General features: G+C 61.8%; 16 protein-coding genes. 10 read left to right on the top strand and 6 right to left on the bottom strand.

Features of this window, described 5'->3' with window-relative positions:
- Window positions 1-43: 43 nt before the first annotated feature.
- The 3 genes from AC1DYO_RS14605 to AC1DYO_RS14615 form a co-directional block, all read right to left on the bottom strand.
- Window positions 44-826 (bottom strand): formyl transferase, encoded by a 783-nt coding sequence (locus tag AC1DYO_RS14605; protein WP_477264277.1) that lies wholly within the window; start codon window positions 824-826, stop codon window positions 44-46.
- A gap of 119 nt (window positions 827-945) precedes the next feature.
- Entirely contained in the window at window positions 946-1,521 is a 576-nt protein-coding gene (locus AC1DYO_RS14610; RefSeq protein ID WP_477264279.1) for a DUF4893 domain-containing protein, read from the bottom strand.
- 115 nt (window positions 1,522-1,636) lie between these two features.
- The gene (locus AC1DYO_RS14615; protein WP_477264281.1) at window positions 1,637-2,266 is read right to left on the bottom strand and encodes a DUF1638 domain-containing protein; all 630 of its coding nucleotides are present in this window, start codon (window positions 2,264-2,266) and stop codon (window positions 1,637-1,639) included.
- A gap of 65 nt (window positions 2,267-2,331) precedes the next feature.
- On the opposite strand from AC1DYO_RS14615, the gene AC1DYO_RS14620 reads away from it, so the two are divergent.
- Window positions 2,332-2,472 (top strand): entericidin A/B family lipoprotein, encoded by a 141-nt coding sequence (locus AC1DYO_RS14620; protein WP_112565267.1) that lies wholly within the window; start codon window positions 2,332-2,334, stop codon window positions 2,470-2,472.
- 91 nt (window positions 2,473-2,563) lie between these two features.
- Here AC1DYO_RS14620 and AC1DYO_RS14625 read toward each other — a convergent pair whose 3' ends face one another.
- On the bottom strand, window positions 2,564-3,262 hold the full coding sequence (locus AC1DYO_RS14625; RefSeq protein ID WP_023688118.1) for a corrinoid protein: 699 nt from the start codon (window positions 3,260-3,262) through the stop codon (window positions 2,564-2,566).
- Between the two features lie 261 nt (window positions 3,263-3,523).
- Here AC1DYO_RS14625 and AC1DYO_RS14630 point away from each other — a divergent pair, with 261 nt between their 5' ends.
- The 8 genes from AC1DYO_RS14630 to AC1DYO_RS14665 all read left to right on the top strand — a co-directional run bounded on the left by AC1DYO_RS14630 (window position 3,524) and on the right by AC1DYO_RS14665 (window position 12,172).
- Window positions 3,524-5,098, top strand: a complete 1,575-nt coding sequence (locus AC1DYO_RS14630; protein WP_181055966.1) for a trimethylamine methyltransferase family protein — start codon at window positions 3,524-3,526, stop codon at window positions 5,096-5,098.
- An 89-nt stretch (window positions 5,099-5,187) separates the two neighbouring features.
- Window positions 5,188-5,871 carry a hypothetical protein gene (locus AC1DYO_RS14635; protein WP_477264283.1) on the top strand — a complete coding sequence of 228 codons (684 nt, stop codon included), beginning with the start codon at window positions 5,188-5,190 and terminating at the stop codon, window positions 5,869-5,871.
- Between the two features lie 116 nt (window positions 5,872-5,987).
- Complete coding sequence (locus AC1DYO_RS14640) at window positions 5,988-6,719, top strand: dienelactone hydrolase family protein (protein ID WP_477264285.1); 732 nt, start codon at window positions 5,988-5,990, stop codon at window positions 6,717-6,719.
- Window positions 6,720-6,804: 85 nt separating this feature from the next.
- The gene (locus AC1DYO_RS14645) at window positions 6,805-7,128 is read left to right on the top strand and encodes a hypothetical protein (RefSeq protein WP_477264287.1); all 324 of its coding nucleotides are present in this window, start codon (window positions 6,805-6,807) and stop codon (window positions 7,126-7,128) included.
- Between the two features lie 269 nt (window positions 7,129-7,397).
- Window positions 7,398-8,576 (top strand): BaiN/RdsA family NAD(P)/FAD-dependent oxidoreductase, encoded by a 1,179-nt coding sequence (locus tag AC1DYO_RS14650; protein WP_477264289.1) that lies wholly within the window; start codon window positions 7,398-7,400, stop codon window positions 8,574-8,576.
- A gap of 217 nt (window positions 8,577-8,793) precedes the next feature.
- The gene (locus AC1DYO_RS14655; RefSeq protein WP_112565450.1) at window positions 8,794-9,354 is read left to right on the top strand and encodes an RNA polymerase sigma factor; all 561 of its coding nucleotides are present in this window, start codon (window positions 8,794-8,796) and stop codon (window positions 9,352-9,354) included.
- 2 nt (window positions 9,355-9,356) lie between these two features.
- Window positions 9,357-11,465, top strand: a complete 2,109-nt coding sequence (locus AC1DYO_RS14660) for a vWA domain-containing protein (protein WP_477264291.1) — start codon at window positions 9,357-9,359, stop codon at window positions 11,463-11,465.
- A 425-nt stretch (window positions 11,466-11,890) separates the two neighbouring features.
- Complete coding sequence (locus AC1DYO_RS14665; protein ID WP_477264293.1) at window positions 11,891-12,172, top strand: hypothetical protein; 282 nt, start codon at window positions 11,891-11,893, stop codon at window positions 12,170-12,172.
- Window position 12,173: 1 nt separating this feature from the next.
- On the opposite strand, the gene bmt is transcribed toward AC1DYO_RS14665, so the two are convergent.
- Both bmt and AC1DYO_RS14675 read right to left on the bottom strand, forming a co-directional pair.
- Window positions 12,174-13,196, bottom strand: coding sequence for a betaine--homocysteine S-methyltransferase (gene bmt / locus AC1DYO_RS14670; protein ID WP_477264295.1), 1,023 nt, complete (start codon window positions 13,194-13,196; stop codon window positions 12,174-12,176).
- A gap of 116 nt (window positions 13,197-13,312) precedes the next feature.
- A complete protein-coding gene (locus AC1DYO_RS14675) occupies window positions 13,313-14,170 on the bottom strand; it encodes a helix-turn-helix domain-containing protein (RefSeq protein WP_477264297.1) in 858 nt (285 codons plus the stop codon).
- A gap of 230 nt (window positions 14,171-14,400) precedes the next feature.
- On the opposite strand from AC1DYO_RS14675, the gene AC1DYO_RS14680 reads away from it, so the two are divergent.
- Window positions 14,401-15,411: a fatty acid desaturase gene (locus AC1DYO_RS14680; protein WP_477264299.1), complete on the top strand. Its 1,011-nt coding sequence runs from the start codon at window positions 14,401-14,403 to the stop codon at window positions 15,409-15,411.
- The last annotated feature ends 77 nt before the right edge of the window (window positions 15,412-15,488 follow it).

Raw genomic sequence — 15,488 nt, forward strand, 5'->3', positions numbered from 1 at the left:
TGGACGTCGCAAAAAGAAAGGCGAGATTCGCAGGCGAAACCGGCTACCAGACCCGCCTGGTGAGGCCGGTCCAGAGATAGAACCAGATCGTCGGGTGGTACCATTGTTTCGACGGCAGATCCGGCTGGACCGTCGCCAGCTTGCCGTCCAGCGCATCGCGGACCGCCTCGACGCAGATGCCGCGCGAGAACGCCGCCTGGCGCAGCGCGTAGCTCGAAATTGTGTCGCCGGGCTCAGGCTTGCCGCGCGCCTGTTTCAGCACACCGCCGGTGTCGACGCCGGCATCGACCAGATGCACGGTGGTGCCGAAGTTTCCCGCGTCACCAGAGGCCAGCGCCCAGTAGCCGCCATTCATGCCGCGATATTTCGGGGCGATGCCTGCGTGATAGTTGAGCACCGGGCAAGGCATTTTCGCCAGCGTCTGCCTGGACAGCAGGCGGCAGCCGGCGAGCAACACTACGCCCGGGCGGATGTCGGCGATCGCCTGCAGGCAATCGGCTGCGTTGGCAGAGGAGACGTGGATGATCTTTTGTCCCGGCCTCGGTTCGGTCTGCAATTTCTGTTCGGCAATCAGCCGCTCTGCATGCCCGGCGAAAAAGCGCTTGCCGAGCCTTGTCAGCACCATCGTGCCAAGCTGGCCGATGGCCGAAAACCAGCCTTGGCGGCGGGCGCGGCCGAGCAGCAATTGCTTTTTGGATTCAGGGCTTTCGAGGATGACGCTGACAGGGGCGAGCTGGTCGGCGATGGCGTTGACGATGGCCCAGATGTGCGGCCCGCCTTCGGTGACGACGACGATCGCAGCACTGTTTCTATCCGCTGAAGCCATGGCGCGCCTTCTTGCTGGCGCGCAACCATTTGCCGTGCGCTGCCCGGCTCAATTCTGTGCCGGGCAGGGTTAAATCTTGATGACCGCACCAGCCGCCCGGCCGGCGAAAGACCTGCGGATCAGCGCTTGAACTCGATGATGTCGAGATGCGATTCGTAATAGGGCGCCGGAAATTCGATGCGCCACTCATTGGCGCCGGTGCGGAAAGCATAGCCGACCTGGTCGCTTTCCGGGCCGCTGCCATAGGGTTTTGCCTTGTTATCGTTGACATAGCCGGAGCCGAGATAGATGGCGCGCTTCTCGCTATCATCGAAGAAGCGGCCTGTTGTGCGCTGTGAGCCGCTGATCTTTTCCAACCGCCAACCCGAACCGTCGTCAGTGACCTTGCATTTGAACCAGCCATAGATGACCAGCGGGCCGGTCAGGCCGACCTTGATGGTTCGGCATTGCCAGTTGCCGGTCAGGTCCTTGTCGGAAAAAGCCACCAGCGGCTTTGCCAGCAATGCGTCGAGTTGACTGACCTCTGCCGGGTCTCCCGCTTTTGCCTCGGCCAGGGCTGCCTTGCGGGTCTCGCCATATTTGTCGAGGCGCACCTTGTCGGCCGGCGTGATGATCTTCTGCACCGCGCCGTCGGCATAAGCGGGCAGGGCGAAACAGAGGAAGCAAAGGGCGGCTATCAGCAGGCGTGGGGTCATCGGGACGTTTCCGTGTTCGGATGGCTGAATCAGCCTGTTTGCTTGTGGCGCACAACTTACCCATTCGCGGCGGCGTGTCATCTGTTCTCGACGGCGTCGCGGCTCAAGAATTGCTTCAGGCGTGTGCGGCAGCCTGCGCCAGTCCCGTTGTCAGGTCACCATAGCCGGTCGAGCGGCGTTCATAGACAAGGCCAAGCAGTTTCGCGGCTTTCTCGGCGACCTTGTCGAGTTCGGGATCGTCGGTCTGCGCGATGTAGACCAGTTTCTCGTAGTTGCCGAAATAGTCCTTGATCAGTTCCGGATGCTTGTCGAGACCGAGCGGCTTCATGAAGAAGGCGTCGAACTGGCGGCACAGAAAGTCGGTCATGTAGAAGGACATCATGTCGTCGTCGGCGACCTTCGCATAGGCATCCATGCCCTGGTAGAAGGCAAAGCAGTGCGGACCGGCCATGCGCTCGACGCCGTGCTTCTCCAGCACCCGGTCGAGCAGGCCACCGGTGCCGCAATCGGCATAGCCGACGAAGATGTTCTGGTAACCGTCCGCCTTGGCCTTCTCGATCGCCTTGTCCATCGCCGGTGCGATGCGGTCGGGGTAGAAATGGAACTCAGCCGGCAGGCAAGTCAGGTCGAGATGGTCGAGCTTGAGCTGCTCCTTGACGGCCAAAACTTCGCGCGCAATCATTCCGCAGGCGATGACCAGCAGCCTGTCGTCTTGATTCGGTTTCGTTTTTTGTATTCTAGCCATGGAACCCGGTCGAAGCGGCCTTCGTTGCTGTGGGGCGAATCTATCGAGAGAGGGATAAACCGTCCATGAAACTGTTACGCGTTGCGCCGATCGCAATCCTTGCCTGCGCCCTGGCGCTTACGGCCTGCGCCAACACCGTGCGCGGCGTCGGTCGGGATCTCAAATCGACCGCGAAAGCCATCGACGACACCGTCACCAAACCCTGAGACGCGGCCGTCGTCGCCAACATCTGGGAACAAAAAAGCCGCGCTGCAAGGCGCGGCTTTCGATTGTTGGCCAAACGCCTTGCGGAACAAATCAGGCTGAAGCGCGCACGTTGTGCTTGCGCTTCATGAAGTCCTTGGCGGTCTCGACGGCCACCGCCGCGTCGCGGCAATAGGCGTCGGCGCCGACGGCCTTGCCGAATTCCTCGTTGAGCGGCGCGCCGCCGACCAGCACGACATAGTCGTCGCGAATGCCCTTTTCCTTCATCGTGTCGATGACGACCTTCATGTAGGGCATGGTCGTGGTCAAAAGCGCCGACATGCCGATGATGTCGGGCTGGTGCTGCTCGATGGCGTCGAGGTATTTTTCGACCGCATTGTTGATGCCGAGGTCGATGACGTCGAAGCCAGCACCCTCCATCATCATGCCGACGAGGTTCTTGCCGATGTCGTGAATGTCGCCTTTGACGGTGCCGATGACCATCTTGCCCTGCTTCGGAGCACCGGTGGCGGCGAGCAGCGGGCGCAGGATGAACATGCCGGCCTTCATGGCGTTGGCCGACAGCAGCACTTCAGGAACGAACAGGATGCCGTCGCGGAAATCCTCGCCGACGATGCGCATGCCTTCGACCAGAGCTTCGGTCAGCACCTTGTAGGGCACCCAGCCGCGCTCGAGCAGGATGTTGGTGCCTTCCTCGATCTCTTCCTTCAGCCCGTCATACAGATCGTCGTGCATCTGCTGCACCAGCTCGTCGTCGGAAAGCTCGGAGAGGATGATCTCGTCGTCGGCCATTTTTTCTCGGGCTCCTTGCCGCGGGGATGCGACCACGGCGGCTTAAAATAATCGCGTCAATACCTAACCCGGCAGGGGCAGGTATCCATAGCTGATTTGCGACTTCCCGCAAAAGGAAAGCGACCGCAAATCTATTGGAATTCTTGTCGATTTTGCGACAGGCGTTGGCGCTGGCGGGCCGTTTCGAATAGGGTGCATGGCTACGATCCGGGCGAGAAGCCGCGATGCGCGGCCGCAAACGGTTTTTAGGGAAAAACGATCATGAGTGAGAACGCGTCAGTCGACCAGGAAGCGTCCAATGCTCGACGTGGGCGCGCTGCCAGCGGCGGTGCGGCAGCCAGGCGCGCGGCCCGCTCGGGTGGCGGGCCGGGCACCCAGCTCACCTACATCAAGCGCAAGATCAACATCTATGAGGTCCTCAACGAGGAGGGCCTGGCGATTATCGAAAACAACACCGACACGGTGCTGGAAGAGATCGGCATCATCTTCCGTGACGACGCCGAGGCGCTGCAGCTGTGGAAAGAGGCGGGCGCCGACGTCAAGGGCGAGCGCGTGCATTTCCCCAAGGGGCTGTGCCGCTCGCTGCTGAAGACCGCACCGCCCATCTACACCCAGCATGCGCGCAATGCCGAGCGTTCGGTGCAGATCGGCGGCAACGCCACCGTCTTTGCGCCGGTCTACGGCCCGCCCTTCGTGCGCGATCTCGATGGCGTCAGGCGCTACGCGACGATCGAGGATTTCCAGAATTTCGTGAAGCTCGCCTATATGGCGCCGTCGATCCACCATTCGGGCGGCACCGTATGCGAGCCGGTCGACGTGCCGGTCAACAAGCGCCATCTCGACATGGTCTACAGCCACATCAAATATTCGGACAAGCCGTTCATGGGTTCGGTGACGGCGCCGGAGCGGGCCGAAGATACGGTCGCGATGGCCAAGATCGTGTTCGGCGACGATTTCGTCGAAAACAACACGGTGCTGACCAGCCTGATCAACGCCAATTCGCCGATGGTGTTCGACGAAACCATGCTGGGGGCGCTGAAGGTCTATTCGCGCCACAACCAGGCCTGCATCGTCACGCCGTTCATCCTCGCCGGCGCGATGAGCCCGGTGACCGTCGCCGGCACGCTGACGCAAGTTCTGGCTGAAGTGCTCGCCGGCGCGTCGTTCACGCAGCTGATCCGGCCCGGTGCGCCGGTGCTGTTCGGCACCTTCGCCTCGTCGATTTCGATGCAGTCGGGTGCGCCGACCTTCGGCACGCCGGAACCGTCGCTGGTTTCCTATGGTGCAGCACAGCTAGCCCGCCGGCTCGGCCTGCCATTCCGCACCGGCGGCTCGCTCTGCGCGTCCAAGGTTCCGGACGCACAAGCAGCCTATGAAAGCGCCAACACACTGAACTCGACCATCCTGGCCGGCACCAATTTCGTGCTGCATTCGGCCGGCTGGCTCGAAGGCGGGCTCGCCTCCTGCTACGAAAAGTTCATGATGGACATCGACCAGCTCGGCATGCAGCAGAAGTTTGCTGAAGGCGTCGACCTGTCGGAAAATGGCCAGGCGATGGACGCCATCCGCCAGGTCGGCCCAGGCAGCCACTATCTCGGCTGCGACCACACGCAGGCCAATTTCCAGACCGCCTTCTACCGCTCCAGCATTGCTGACAACAATTCCTACGAGCAGTGGCTGGCCGAAGGCGAAAAGACAGCACCGCAGCGCGCCAACGATCTGGCACGCCGCTGGCTGGAGGCTTACGAGGCGCCGTATCTCGATCCGGGCATTGACGACGGCCTGAAGGACTACATCGCCACCAAGAAGGCGTCGATGGCTGACGCCTTCACTTGAAAGGAGCCCGAGTCAGGCGGGGCTAAAGTCGCCAACATCATCCACAAGGAAGTCTGGCGGAGCGCTTTTTCCGACCCGGACCAGAAGGGATGATTGTGCGCGGCACCGCTGACGCGATAGCGGCCGCGCTTTCCGCCAACGGCCTCATTTTGCGCGGCCGCGTCATGTTCGCCGAAGGCGAGGAGGCGCCCTCTGGCTTGTCCGGCAATCCCGTTGGGTCCGCCCTTTTGGTCGGGCAGGCGGGCGCGGCACCCTGGCCGCATTTCCTGCGCTGGCGCGAACGGCGACCGCAAACCATCGCCAATCCGCTCGACACCTGGTCACGCCAGGTGATCGGCGCGGTGGCGGAAAAATTTGGCGCGCGCGCCGTGTCTCCATCCGACAGGCCGTATCTGCCGTTCCAGCAATGGGCGATGCGGGCGGAGGGATTGAAACCGTCGCCGCTTGGCATTCTCATGCATCCACAATATGGGCTCTGGCATGCCTATCGTGGCGCGCTGCTGTTCGAAGATCAGATCGCGGTCGACGCGTCTCAGGCATCGATTCACCTTTGCGATGCATGTGTCGAAAAACCCTGTATGAAATCCTGTCCGGTCGACGCCTATTCGAGGGAAGGCTTTGCCTATCAGTCCTGCCTCGCGCATGTGCGCGGTGCGAACGGTTCGCCTTGCCGGACCGGCGGCTGCCTGGACCGCAATGCCTGTCCGTATGGCACGGCCTATCGCTATCCCTCAGATGTGCAGGCCTTTCACATGGCGGCATTCGCGCGCTGAGCCATTCGCGACTAGGCTGCCGACGATACGCATTTGTGAACGCGGCGGGTCCTTGATTGACTTGCCCAGCCGCTTGTCACGGATATGTATCGCGCGACACTTAAGTGGAGCGGGCCATGGCCAAGCAGGATATCGAGATCAAGACCGCGGATGGCGTGGCCAAGGCAGGGCTGTTTCGCCCGACGGCAGCGGCCAAGGCCGGCATCATTCTCTACATGGACGCTTTCGGGCCACGACCGGCGCTCGACCAGATGGCGGAAAGGCTTGCGAGTGAGGGCTATGCGGTGCTGGTGCCGGATCTGTTCTACCGGAATGCGCCCTATGGCCCGTTCGATGCCAAGACCGCTTTTGTCGTGGAGGAGACCAAGGCTGCGCTGATGGCGTTGGTGCACGGCACGACGCAGGACATGACCGTCCGCGACAGCGGCGCTTTCCTCGATGCGCTCGTTGCGGAAGGTGTCACCGGATCGGTCGGCACCGTCGGCTACTGCATGGGCGGGGCGCGGGCGCTGAATGCCGCCGCAACCCATCCCGATCGCATCGTGGCGGCCGCCAGCTTCCACGGCGGCAATCTGGCTGGCGACAATGCCGACAGCCCGCACCGCAAGGCAGCCTCTATCAAGGCGCGTGTCTATGTCGGCGTTGCCGGCGTCGATCGCAGCTTTCCGCCGGAGCAGTCGGCGCGGTTGGCCGAGGCGCTGCGCGTGGCCGAAGTCGACCACGCCATCGAGAACTATGCCGGCATGGCGCATGGCTGGTGCGTGTCGGACCATAGTGTCTTCAACGCGACCGGCGCCGAACGCCACTGGAAGCGATTGACGACGCTGTTTGCCGAAACGCTGGGCTAAACACTGATCGAGACGTTGGGTAGTGTCTCAGTTTGAAATTTGATACGGCTGTCGACCACGCTGAGCTATTGCAAGCGGGGTTAAGATGAAAAACTTCTTGTTGGCAATCCTTGTGGCTGTTCCGACTGTGGTAGCGCTTTTGTTGTTTATCCGAGGCCTCGATCCGGCCTTGGAAATCGACAACCTGAAGGAACAAATTGGGTTGCAACGGAGAGAAATGCGCTTCTTGAGTAAGATGGCGAACATGGGTTTCACTTCTTGCCATTTGACAGTTACGGACTTTGAAAAGTTCGCCAAGGAAAATGACCATCCCTTTTTGTGGAAAGGAGATGATGGGCTGGTTGGTGCATTCAAAGTGCAGAGAAAGGATTCCTGTATTGTGAGCGTTACAGTTCCTGATTGGCTTTGATACGTATGCCTACGTCGCCGTGCAAAGGGATGCCCTTGCATCCGTCGGACGAGAAGGACGACGCGAACCGATTTGTATCAAGCTCCCGAACGCAAAGCCCACGCGCCCGCAAGTCACAGTCGATCACTGACAGTCTGCTTTCCACCCGTAGCGGAAATTCAAACTGAGACACTACCAGGCGTTGCCTGCAGTCGCACCGAACGGGTAGAGACTGCACGATTGGCGCGGCCTGCTAAATCGGCGCCGGTCGAGCGGGAACGAATGGCCTGATGCAATCCTATGATGTGGTGGTGATCGGGGCGGGCGCGGCCGGAATGATGTGCGCTATCGAGGCTGGCAAGCGCGGCCGTTCGGTTCTGGTGCTCGATCACGCGGCAAAGCCCGGTGAAAAAATCCGCATCTCCGGCGGCGGCCGGTGCAATTTCACCAACATCCACACGAGCCCGAAGAACTTTCTCTCGGGCAATCCGCATTTCTGCATCTCGGCGCTCAGCCGCTACACACAGCGCGACTTCATCGCGCTCGTGGAACGGCATGGCATTGCCTATCACGAGAAGACGCTGGGACAGCTGTTTTGCGATGGCTCGGCGCTGCAGATCATCGGCATGCTGGTTGCGGAGATGCGTGACCGGAGTGCAGAGCTGGCATTGTCGACCGAGGCCAGGGATGTCACCAAGACTGCCGAAGGGTTTGAGCTTTCTCTCTCCAGCGGAACCATCGCCTGCCAATCGCTGGTCGTCGCCTGTGGCGGCAAGTCGATCCCCAAGATGGGCGCGTCGGGTTTCGGCTACGAGCTTGCGACGCAATTCGGTCTCGCCGTGATGGAGACGCGGCCGGCGCTGGTGCCGCTCACCTTCGATGCAAGAACGCTCGAGCGGCTGGCGCCCTTGGCCGGCAATGCCGTCGACGCCGAAGTTGCCTGCGGCAAGACGCGGTTTTCGGAGGCGATGCTGTTCACGCATCGCGGCCTGAGCGGGCCTGCCATCCTGCAAATATCGTCCTACTGGCGCGAGGGCGACGAGATTCGCATCGCCATGCTGCCGGGAGTGGATGTCGCCGAGCTGCTGCGCGCCGCCCGGCGCGTCAACGGCAGGCAGGCAGTGCAGACAGTGCTGGCAAACCATCTGCCCAAGCGCCTTGCACAGGCGGTTGCCGAGCGTACCGGGATCGACGGCAATCTCGCCGATTTGACGGACTTGCGGATGAGAACCGTAGAGGCCGCCGTCAACGATTGGCGCATCAAGCCGGCCGGCTCGGAGGGCTATCGCACGGCGGAAGTGACGCTTGGCGGCGTCGATACCAACGGGCTCGACCAGAAGACGATGCAGGCGAAATCCGTGCCGGGCCTGTTTTTCATCGGCGAAGTTGTCGATGTCACGGGCTGGCTCGGCGGTTATAATTTTCAGTGGGCGTGGTCGTCCGGCTGGGTAGCCGGCCAGGTGTGCTGATATTCAGGTGAGGCCGGCCTGCGAGCCATGGTCTCCTGCGCTTCAGGTGCTCACGTACTTAAGTACGCTCCGCTCCGGTTCTCTGAGACCATAGCTCTCGGCTGGGCCTGACCTGAATCTCAACACACCTGTTGCGCATCCCGAATCCGTTGCTCCCGAAAAAATTCTTTCCATAACCCCAAGGATTGGCCATTAGCCTTCGTCCAACAGGCAAATGATGGCGATGATGCTGGATGAGAGCGAAGCCTCCGACGCCGAATTGATCGGGCGGGCGAAGGGCGGAGACAGGGGTGCCTTCGGCAAATTGCTGGAGCGGCACTACGACTTCGTCTATCGCGCCGCCTATCGCTGGTGCGGAAAAAAGGCCGATGCAGAAGACATCGCCCAGGAAGTCTGCGTCCGTCTCGGCAAGGCAATCCGCGACTATCGCGGCGGCGGTGCGTTCACGACATGGCTATACTCCGTGACGATGAACGCGGCGCGCGACATGATGCGCAAGACCACGCGCGAAAACGTCAAGACCGAGGCCTATGGCGCCTACAGCATGATTTCGGGAGAGGCCTCGGCCGAGCCCGAAGATCCCACTGAGGCGCTCTGGGCAGCGGTGCGGCAATTGCCGGACAAGCAGCGCGATGCGGTGCTTCTGGTCTATGGCGAAGGCTTGAGCCATGCGGCCGCCGCCGAGGCGATGGCAATCTCGGAAACGACGGTTTCCTGGCACATCCATGAAGCGAAGAAACGGCTGAAGACGTTGATGCGTTCAGCCGGGGAAGTGTGACCATGGTCGACGACAACGAACTCAACAGGCTGCGCGATGCAGCAGTACCGGCGCCGGGCGAAAGCGCGAAGGCACGCGCCTTCGAAGCCGCCATGCGCGCCTTTGATCAGGAAAATATTTCGGCCGCCACCCAAGGATCGGTTGGCGGGCTTCGTCTCACAGAGCGAGCACAAAAGCTCTGGAGCGAGATCATGCAAAAGAAACTCATTGCCACGCCAGCCATTGCCGGGCTCGTCGCCCTGCCGATCGCCGGATACGCCACCTTCCACATGCTGAGGGAACAGCCGTCGCCGTTCGGCGGCGACGAGAAGATCACCGAAACGCTGGCCGACAAACCGGCAACCAACGCGCCGCTGAAAGAAAAGCAGGCGCCCGAAGGCGACCTGAAGAAGGCCGACGCTGACGCCGAAGTGCGAAGCCGCGACGCCATTCCGGCGCTTCAGACGCCGCCGGCGGCGCCGAAGTCCGAATCGACAGTTGCCGTCGCCCCGGCGCAGCAGGATGCGCTGGGGCGCGGCCTGCCGGCCGAGCCTGCGCCGGTTGAGAGCCGCGAGTTCTCACTTGACGGCACAGCTGCCCCGGCCGACACCGGGCGGGTCGACCGCATGGCGGGTGCCGCCGAGTCCAAGTACCTGGCGCAGCCCTCTACACCGCCGGCCGACCAGATTGCGCCGCAGGAGCCAAACCGCGACCGCGTCGAGGATTTCAAGACCAATCCGGTGCATGCAGCCCTTCAGGATCCCGTCTCGACCTTCTCGATCGATGTCGATACCGCTTCCTATTCCTTCGTGCGCAGCTCGCTGAAGCAGGGCTACCTGCCGCAGGCCGATACGGTGCGCGTCGAGGAGATGGTCAATTACTTCCCCTATGATTGGAAGGGGCCGGAATCCGCGTCGACGCCGTTCAACTCGACCGTCAGCGTCATGCCGACGCCGTGGAACGGGCACACCAAGCTGATGCACGTCGCCATCAAGGGTTTCGACATCAAGCCGGTCGAGCAGCCCAAGGCCAATCTGGTGTTCCTGATCGACGTGTCGGGTTCGATGGACGAGCCGGACAAGCTGCCGCTGCTCAAGTCGGCTTTCCGGCTGCTGGTCAGCAAGCTCAAGGCGGACGACACCATTTCGATCGTCACCTATGCCGGTGATGCCGGCACCGTGCTGATGCCGACCAAGGTCACCGAGAAGGACAAGATCCTCAACGCCATCGACAATCTGCAGCCTGGCGGCTCGACGGCCGGCGAGGCGGGCATCAAGGAGGCCTACAAGCTTGCCCAGCAGTCCTTCGTCAAGGACGGCATCAACCGTGTGATGCTGGCCACGGACGGCGATTTCAATGTCGGCCAGACTGACGACGAGGACCTGAAGCGGCTGATCGAGCAGGAACGCAAGACGGGTGTGTTCCTGTCGGTGTTTGGCTTCGGCCGCGGCAATCTGAACGACCAGATGATGCAAACCATCGCCCAGAACGGCAACGGCACCGCCGCCTATATCGACACGCTGGCCGAGGCCGAGAAGGTTCTGGTCGAGGATGCCTCCTCGACGCTGTTCACTATCGCCAAGGACGTCAAGATCCAGGTCGAGTTCAATCCGGACAAGGTCTCGGAATACCGGCTGATCGGTTACGAAACCCGCGCCTTGAACCGTGAGGATTTCAACAATGACCGCGTCGATGCCGGCGATATCGGCTCCGGCCATTCGGTCACCGCCATCTATGAGATCACGCCGAAGGGCAGTGGCGGCGAGCAGATGGATCCGCTGCGCTACGGCCAGGCAACGGTCAACAATGGCGGTGTCGCCAATGCCGACGAATATGCCTTCGTCAAGATCCGCTACAAGCTGCCCAACGAGGACGTCTCGAAGCTGATCACCACGCCGGTGACGTCGGCCAACGAGGTCAAGTCCTTCGACGAGGCCAGCACCGACCAGCGTTTCTCCGTCGCTGTCGCCGCCTTCGGCCAGAAGCTGCGCGACGAGGATGCGACCGCGAAGTTCGGCTACGACAAGATCATGGAGATTGCCACCGCCGCCCGAGGAGCCGACCCGTTTGGGTACAGGTCCGAGTTCCTTTCGCTTGTGCGCCTTGCCTCGGCGCTGGGCGGTAACCGGTAGTGGCAATAACGCCGGTTCCTTTCAGACGGGGGTCGTTCTGATACGGGGGAACCGGCTACGGGCGGGTGAGGCAGGCCGGCGAGGGAAACCTTGCCGGCCTTTTTTCCGGATCTATCGATATTCAGGTGAGGCCGGCCTGCAAACGACGGCTCGCTGTGCTTCCGGCCTTCGCCGGCCGAAGCACTCATGAGGGATCGTGGCAGCTATGGCTACGGCCGGCGTAGGCGGTGCTCAGGTACCCAAAAGTACGCTCCGCTCCGGTTCTCGCGAGCCATCGTTTTCGGCTCGGCCTGACCTGAATCTCAACAGATCCTGGGTGACGAGTTGATCTGCGGAATCGTTAAATTGCGTGGCTTTTCAGGAACGTCATTGCAATGCCCCGCTGCTATCCAGTGTGCCGGGATTGGGCTTGAGGGGGCCGGGAATTGCAGATCACGAATATCGGAAACACGCTGCCGGCGGTAAGACACACGCAGGTGTCGGGGTCGACCGCGCTTTCGCCGGAATCGAGACGCATCATGGACGACGTCGACGCGGCCCGGAATACCGCCATGTCGGCGCTGACCAACGACCGCTTTCGCGTCATGCTGGAGCAGATCGGCAATCCGCAGTCATCGGGTGACCTGGTGACGATGGGCAATGGCCAGAATGCCGCCGGCACCGACGTCAAGACGGCGCAATCGCGCTACACCGAAAACAGCGAATAGATCAGGCGCGGCTGCGACGGCGTTCGCGGCGGGCTTCGCTGGTCTCGGCGGTGTTTTCGGTCGCCACCTTGTTGCGCATCGGACCGATGCGTTCGACGATCGTGGCGACAGTCGGACGATCCGCTTTGGTGTGCGCGTCGAGCGCCTTGCGCATCGCGGCAAGGTGCTGGAACGAGGTGCCGCAGCAACCGCCAATGATTTTCGCTCCGCCGTCGACCGCAAGACGGACATAGTCCGCCATCAGTTCCGGCGTGCCGGAATAGTGGATTTCGGTGCCGCGGAATTCCGGGATGCCGCAATTGCCTTTGACGATCACTGTCGCCTCGGGCTTGGCCTCGGTCATGTCGAGCAGCGAGGCCAGGATGTCGGAAGCGCCGACACCACAATTGGCGCCGACGCCGAGCGGTGTCTCGGAAAGTCCGTCGACAACGCCGTGGATATCCTTGGGCAGCAGGCCCATCATGGTGCGGCCGGCGGTGTCGAACGAACCGGTATAGGTGTAGGGCAGGCCGACACGGATGGCGGCTTCCGCCGCGGCGCGGATTTCGTCCGGCGCCGACATGGTCTCGATCCAGGCGACTTCAGCGCCACCTTCCTTCAGACCCTCGATCTGTTCGGCGAAGGCCTCGACCGCTTCGTCGTAGGTCATGGCGCCGAGCGGCACCAGCAACTCGCCCGTCGGGCCAACCGAACCGGCGACGATGACTTTTCTCCCGGCCTTGTCGGCAACGGCGCGGGCGATCTCGGCGGCGCGCTTGTTCAGCGCGTGCACGCGGTCCTGCGCATGATGCAGCTTCAGCCGGTGGCGGGTGCCGCCAAACGAGTTGGTGAGAATGATGTCGGCGCCGGCATCGACAAAATTCTGGTGCAGGCTGGTGATGGTGTCAGGCGCCGTTTCGTTGAGCAGCTCGGGCGCTTCGCCGGCCTCCAGACCCATCGCGAACAGGTTGGTGCCGGTGGCGCCGTCGGCGAGCAGCACACCCTTTTCGGCCAACAGTGCGTCGATGGGATTGGTCGCGGTCATCGGATCGGCTTTCAAATTTTCGAATGGAATAAGGATATAAAGAAGTCTTTATGTCCAGTCAATGTGCTTGCGGCCCGCGGATGCCGCGCGGCGCGCCTTTCCGGGGGCGTCGGCGCTCAGGCAGAACCCGACGGGAATGACGCGCCGGCCAGATTGCGCGCGAAGGCGGCTGCCTCGTGCGGGTTGATATCAGCGGCGCGGATCAAATTGTCGAAATGCTGGGTCAGCGCCTGGACCGGCTGGGTGGCGTTCAGCACAACATACATATCGCCGACATAGATGGCGGCGCGATAGGGGCCGAAGATGGTCAGCGGGATAGAGTAGCGCATGCGGCCGTCATAGAGAAACAGCCGGAAGGTCGGATAGAGATCGTCAAGCAGCGTCGCCATATGGGCGAGTTGCTGCCGCCGGTCGGCCTCGGGAAAACGGTCCCAGACGCCGAGGCCACGCGCAAAAATCTCCAGCGTGTGGCGCGGCATGCAGACCTCCATGTCGGTCTCCGGGCGCCTGTTGTACTCGATGCGGTACTGTGTCTCGCTGGCTTGAGCGAGGCGGCTGCGGTTGGTGATGTTGGCTTCATAGTCGACCAGCTGGCGCGTGCGCAGAAGGTCCGGAATGCCGGCCGGCACGTAGCGGATCTTGGTGCCGGCAGCTTCGGCGAACCATTTGGCGAGCAGCGTGCGGTCGAAGCCGTCGGGCGCTTCCTCGATCTCCAGGCTTTCGCGGATCTCGCCGGTGACGCCTTCGTCCTGGGAGAGGCCAAGCAGCCAGTCCAGCGAGATCTTGAATTCGGCGGCGATGTTGAGCAGCGTTTCGGCGCGCGGCAGCCGCGTCGAGGCGCCGGACATCAGTTGCGACAGCGCCGACCGATCGATGCCGACTGCTGACGCGAAGGCCGACTGGTTGAGATCGGACCTTGTCAGGAGCAGCTTCAGACGCTCCCGAAAGATGGCTGACAGATCCCGTTTGTCCACTGTTCGTTCTCCGCGTTCTTTGAGGAAAAATTTGCGCCAGAGCCGCCGAATCAGCACTCAAGGCGTAAATGAATCCCTAAGCTTGTTTACAATGTGTAACATGTGCGGTCAAAAATGCGCAAATGCAACATTTTGTACACTTTGTCTCGTTGAGTGGAATCGCTTCTCCTGACACTATGCTGTCAGGAACCAATTGGGGTTCCGGCGACTGAGGGACAGTGGTCGATAGCATGACAGGCAAGAGCATCAAGCGACGCAACGCAGCGGCCATCGAGTGGCCGACCGTGGTCCTCGCTTTCTTCTGTTACGGAATGTGGCTCGCCACCGGGCTCCTGCTCTGGCCCTCTTATCCGATCCTGACTCTCGTTCTCCTCGGCTTCATCCTGGCATTGCAGTCGTCGATCATGCACGAAGTGCTGCATGGCCATCCGACGCGCAGCGCGCTGATCAACGAAGCCTTCGTCTTCCTGCCGATCGGCCTGGTCTGGCCTTTCCGTCGCTTCAAGACGCTTCATCTGCGCCACCACGCCGACGAGCGTCTGACCGATCCGCTCGACGATCCCGAGAGCTATTACCAGGCGCTGTGGATGCATGACGATCTGCCGCCGACGATGAAATTCCTGCTCAAGATCAACAACACCATGGTCGGCCGTTTCTTCCTCGGCCCCTGGCTGTCCTGCATCGGCTTCTTCATCGACGACGCCAAGCACATGATTGCCGGCGACAAGGTGATCGGCAAGGCATGGCTGCTGCATGCGATCGGCCTCGCCATCGTGCTGCCGATCGTGCAGTTCGGCTTCGGCATCCCCGTATGGCTCTACATTCTGGTGCCGGTGTGGCTCGGTCAGTCGCTGATTGCTGTCCGCACTTTCGCCGAGCATCAGTGGTCGGAGCATCCGGAAGGTCGCACGGTGATCATCGAGCGCTCGCCGCTGTCGTTCCTGTTCCTCAACAACAATCTGCACTTCGTCCACCACAAGACCCCGACGGTGGCCTGGTACAGGCTGCCGAAGCTGTTTGCCGACCGCCGCGACGAGTGGCTGCGGATGAACAATGGCTATGCCTATCCGAACTATTTCGCACTGATCAAAGCTTACGCCTTCAAGGCCAAGGAGCCGATCGTGCACCCGGTGCTGCGCCGCCAGTCCGAGTCGGGCAGGGCATTCAAGCCGCGCATCAGGGCGCGCAGCGTCAGCGGGCTTGGCAGCGCGCCGGTTCCCGCCGAGCCGCCCAAGGAATAATCCGGGCCGCACCGGGGCGCGTGTCGGCCAATTCTGATTGGGCACCGCGTTTTTGCGATCCTTTCCTGAGACATGAT

This window comes from Mesorhizobium sp. P2_F5, from assembly GCF_056403715.1.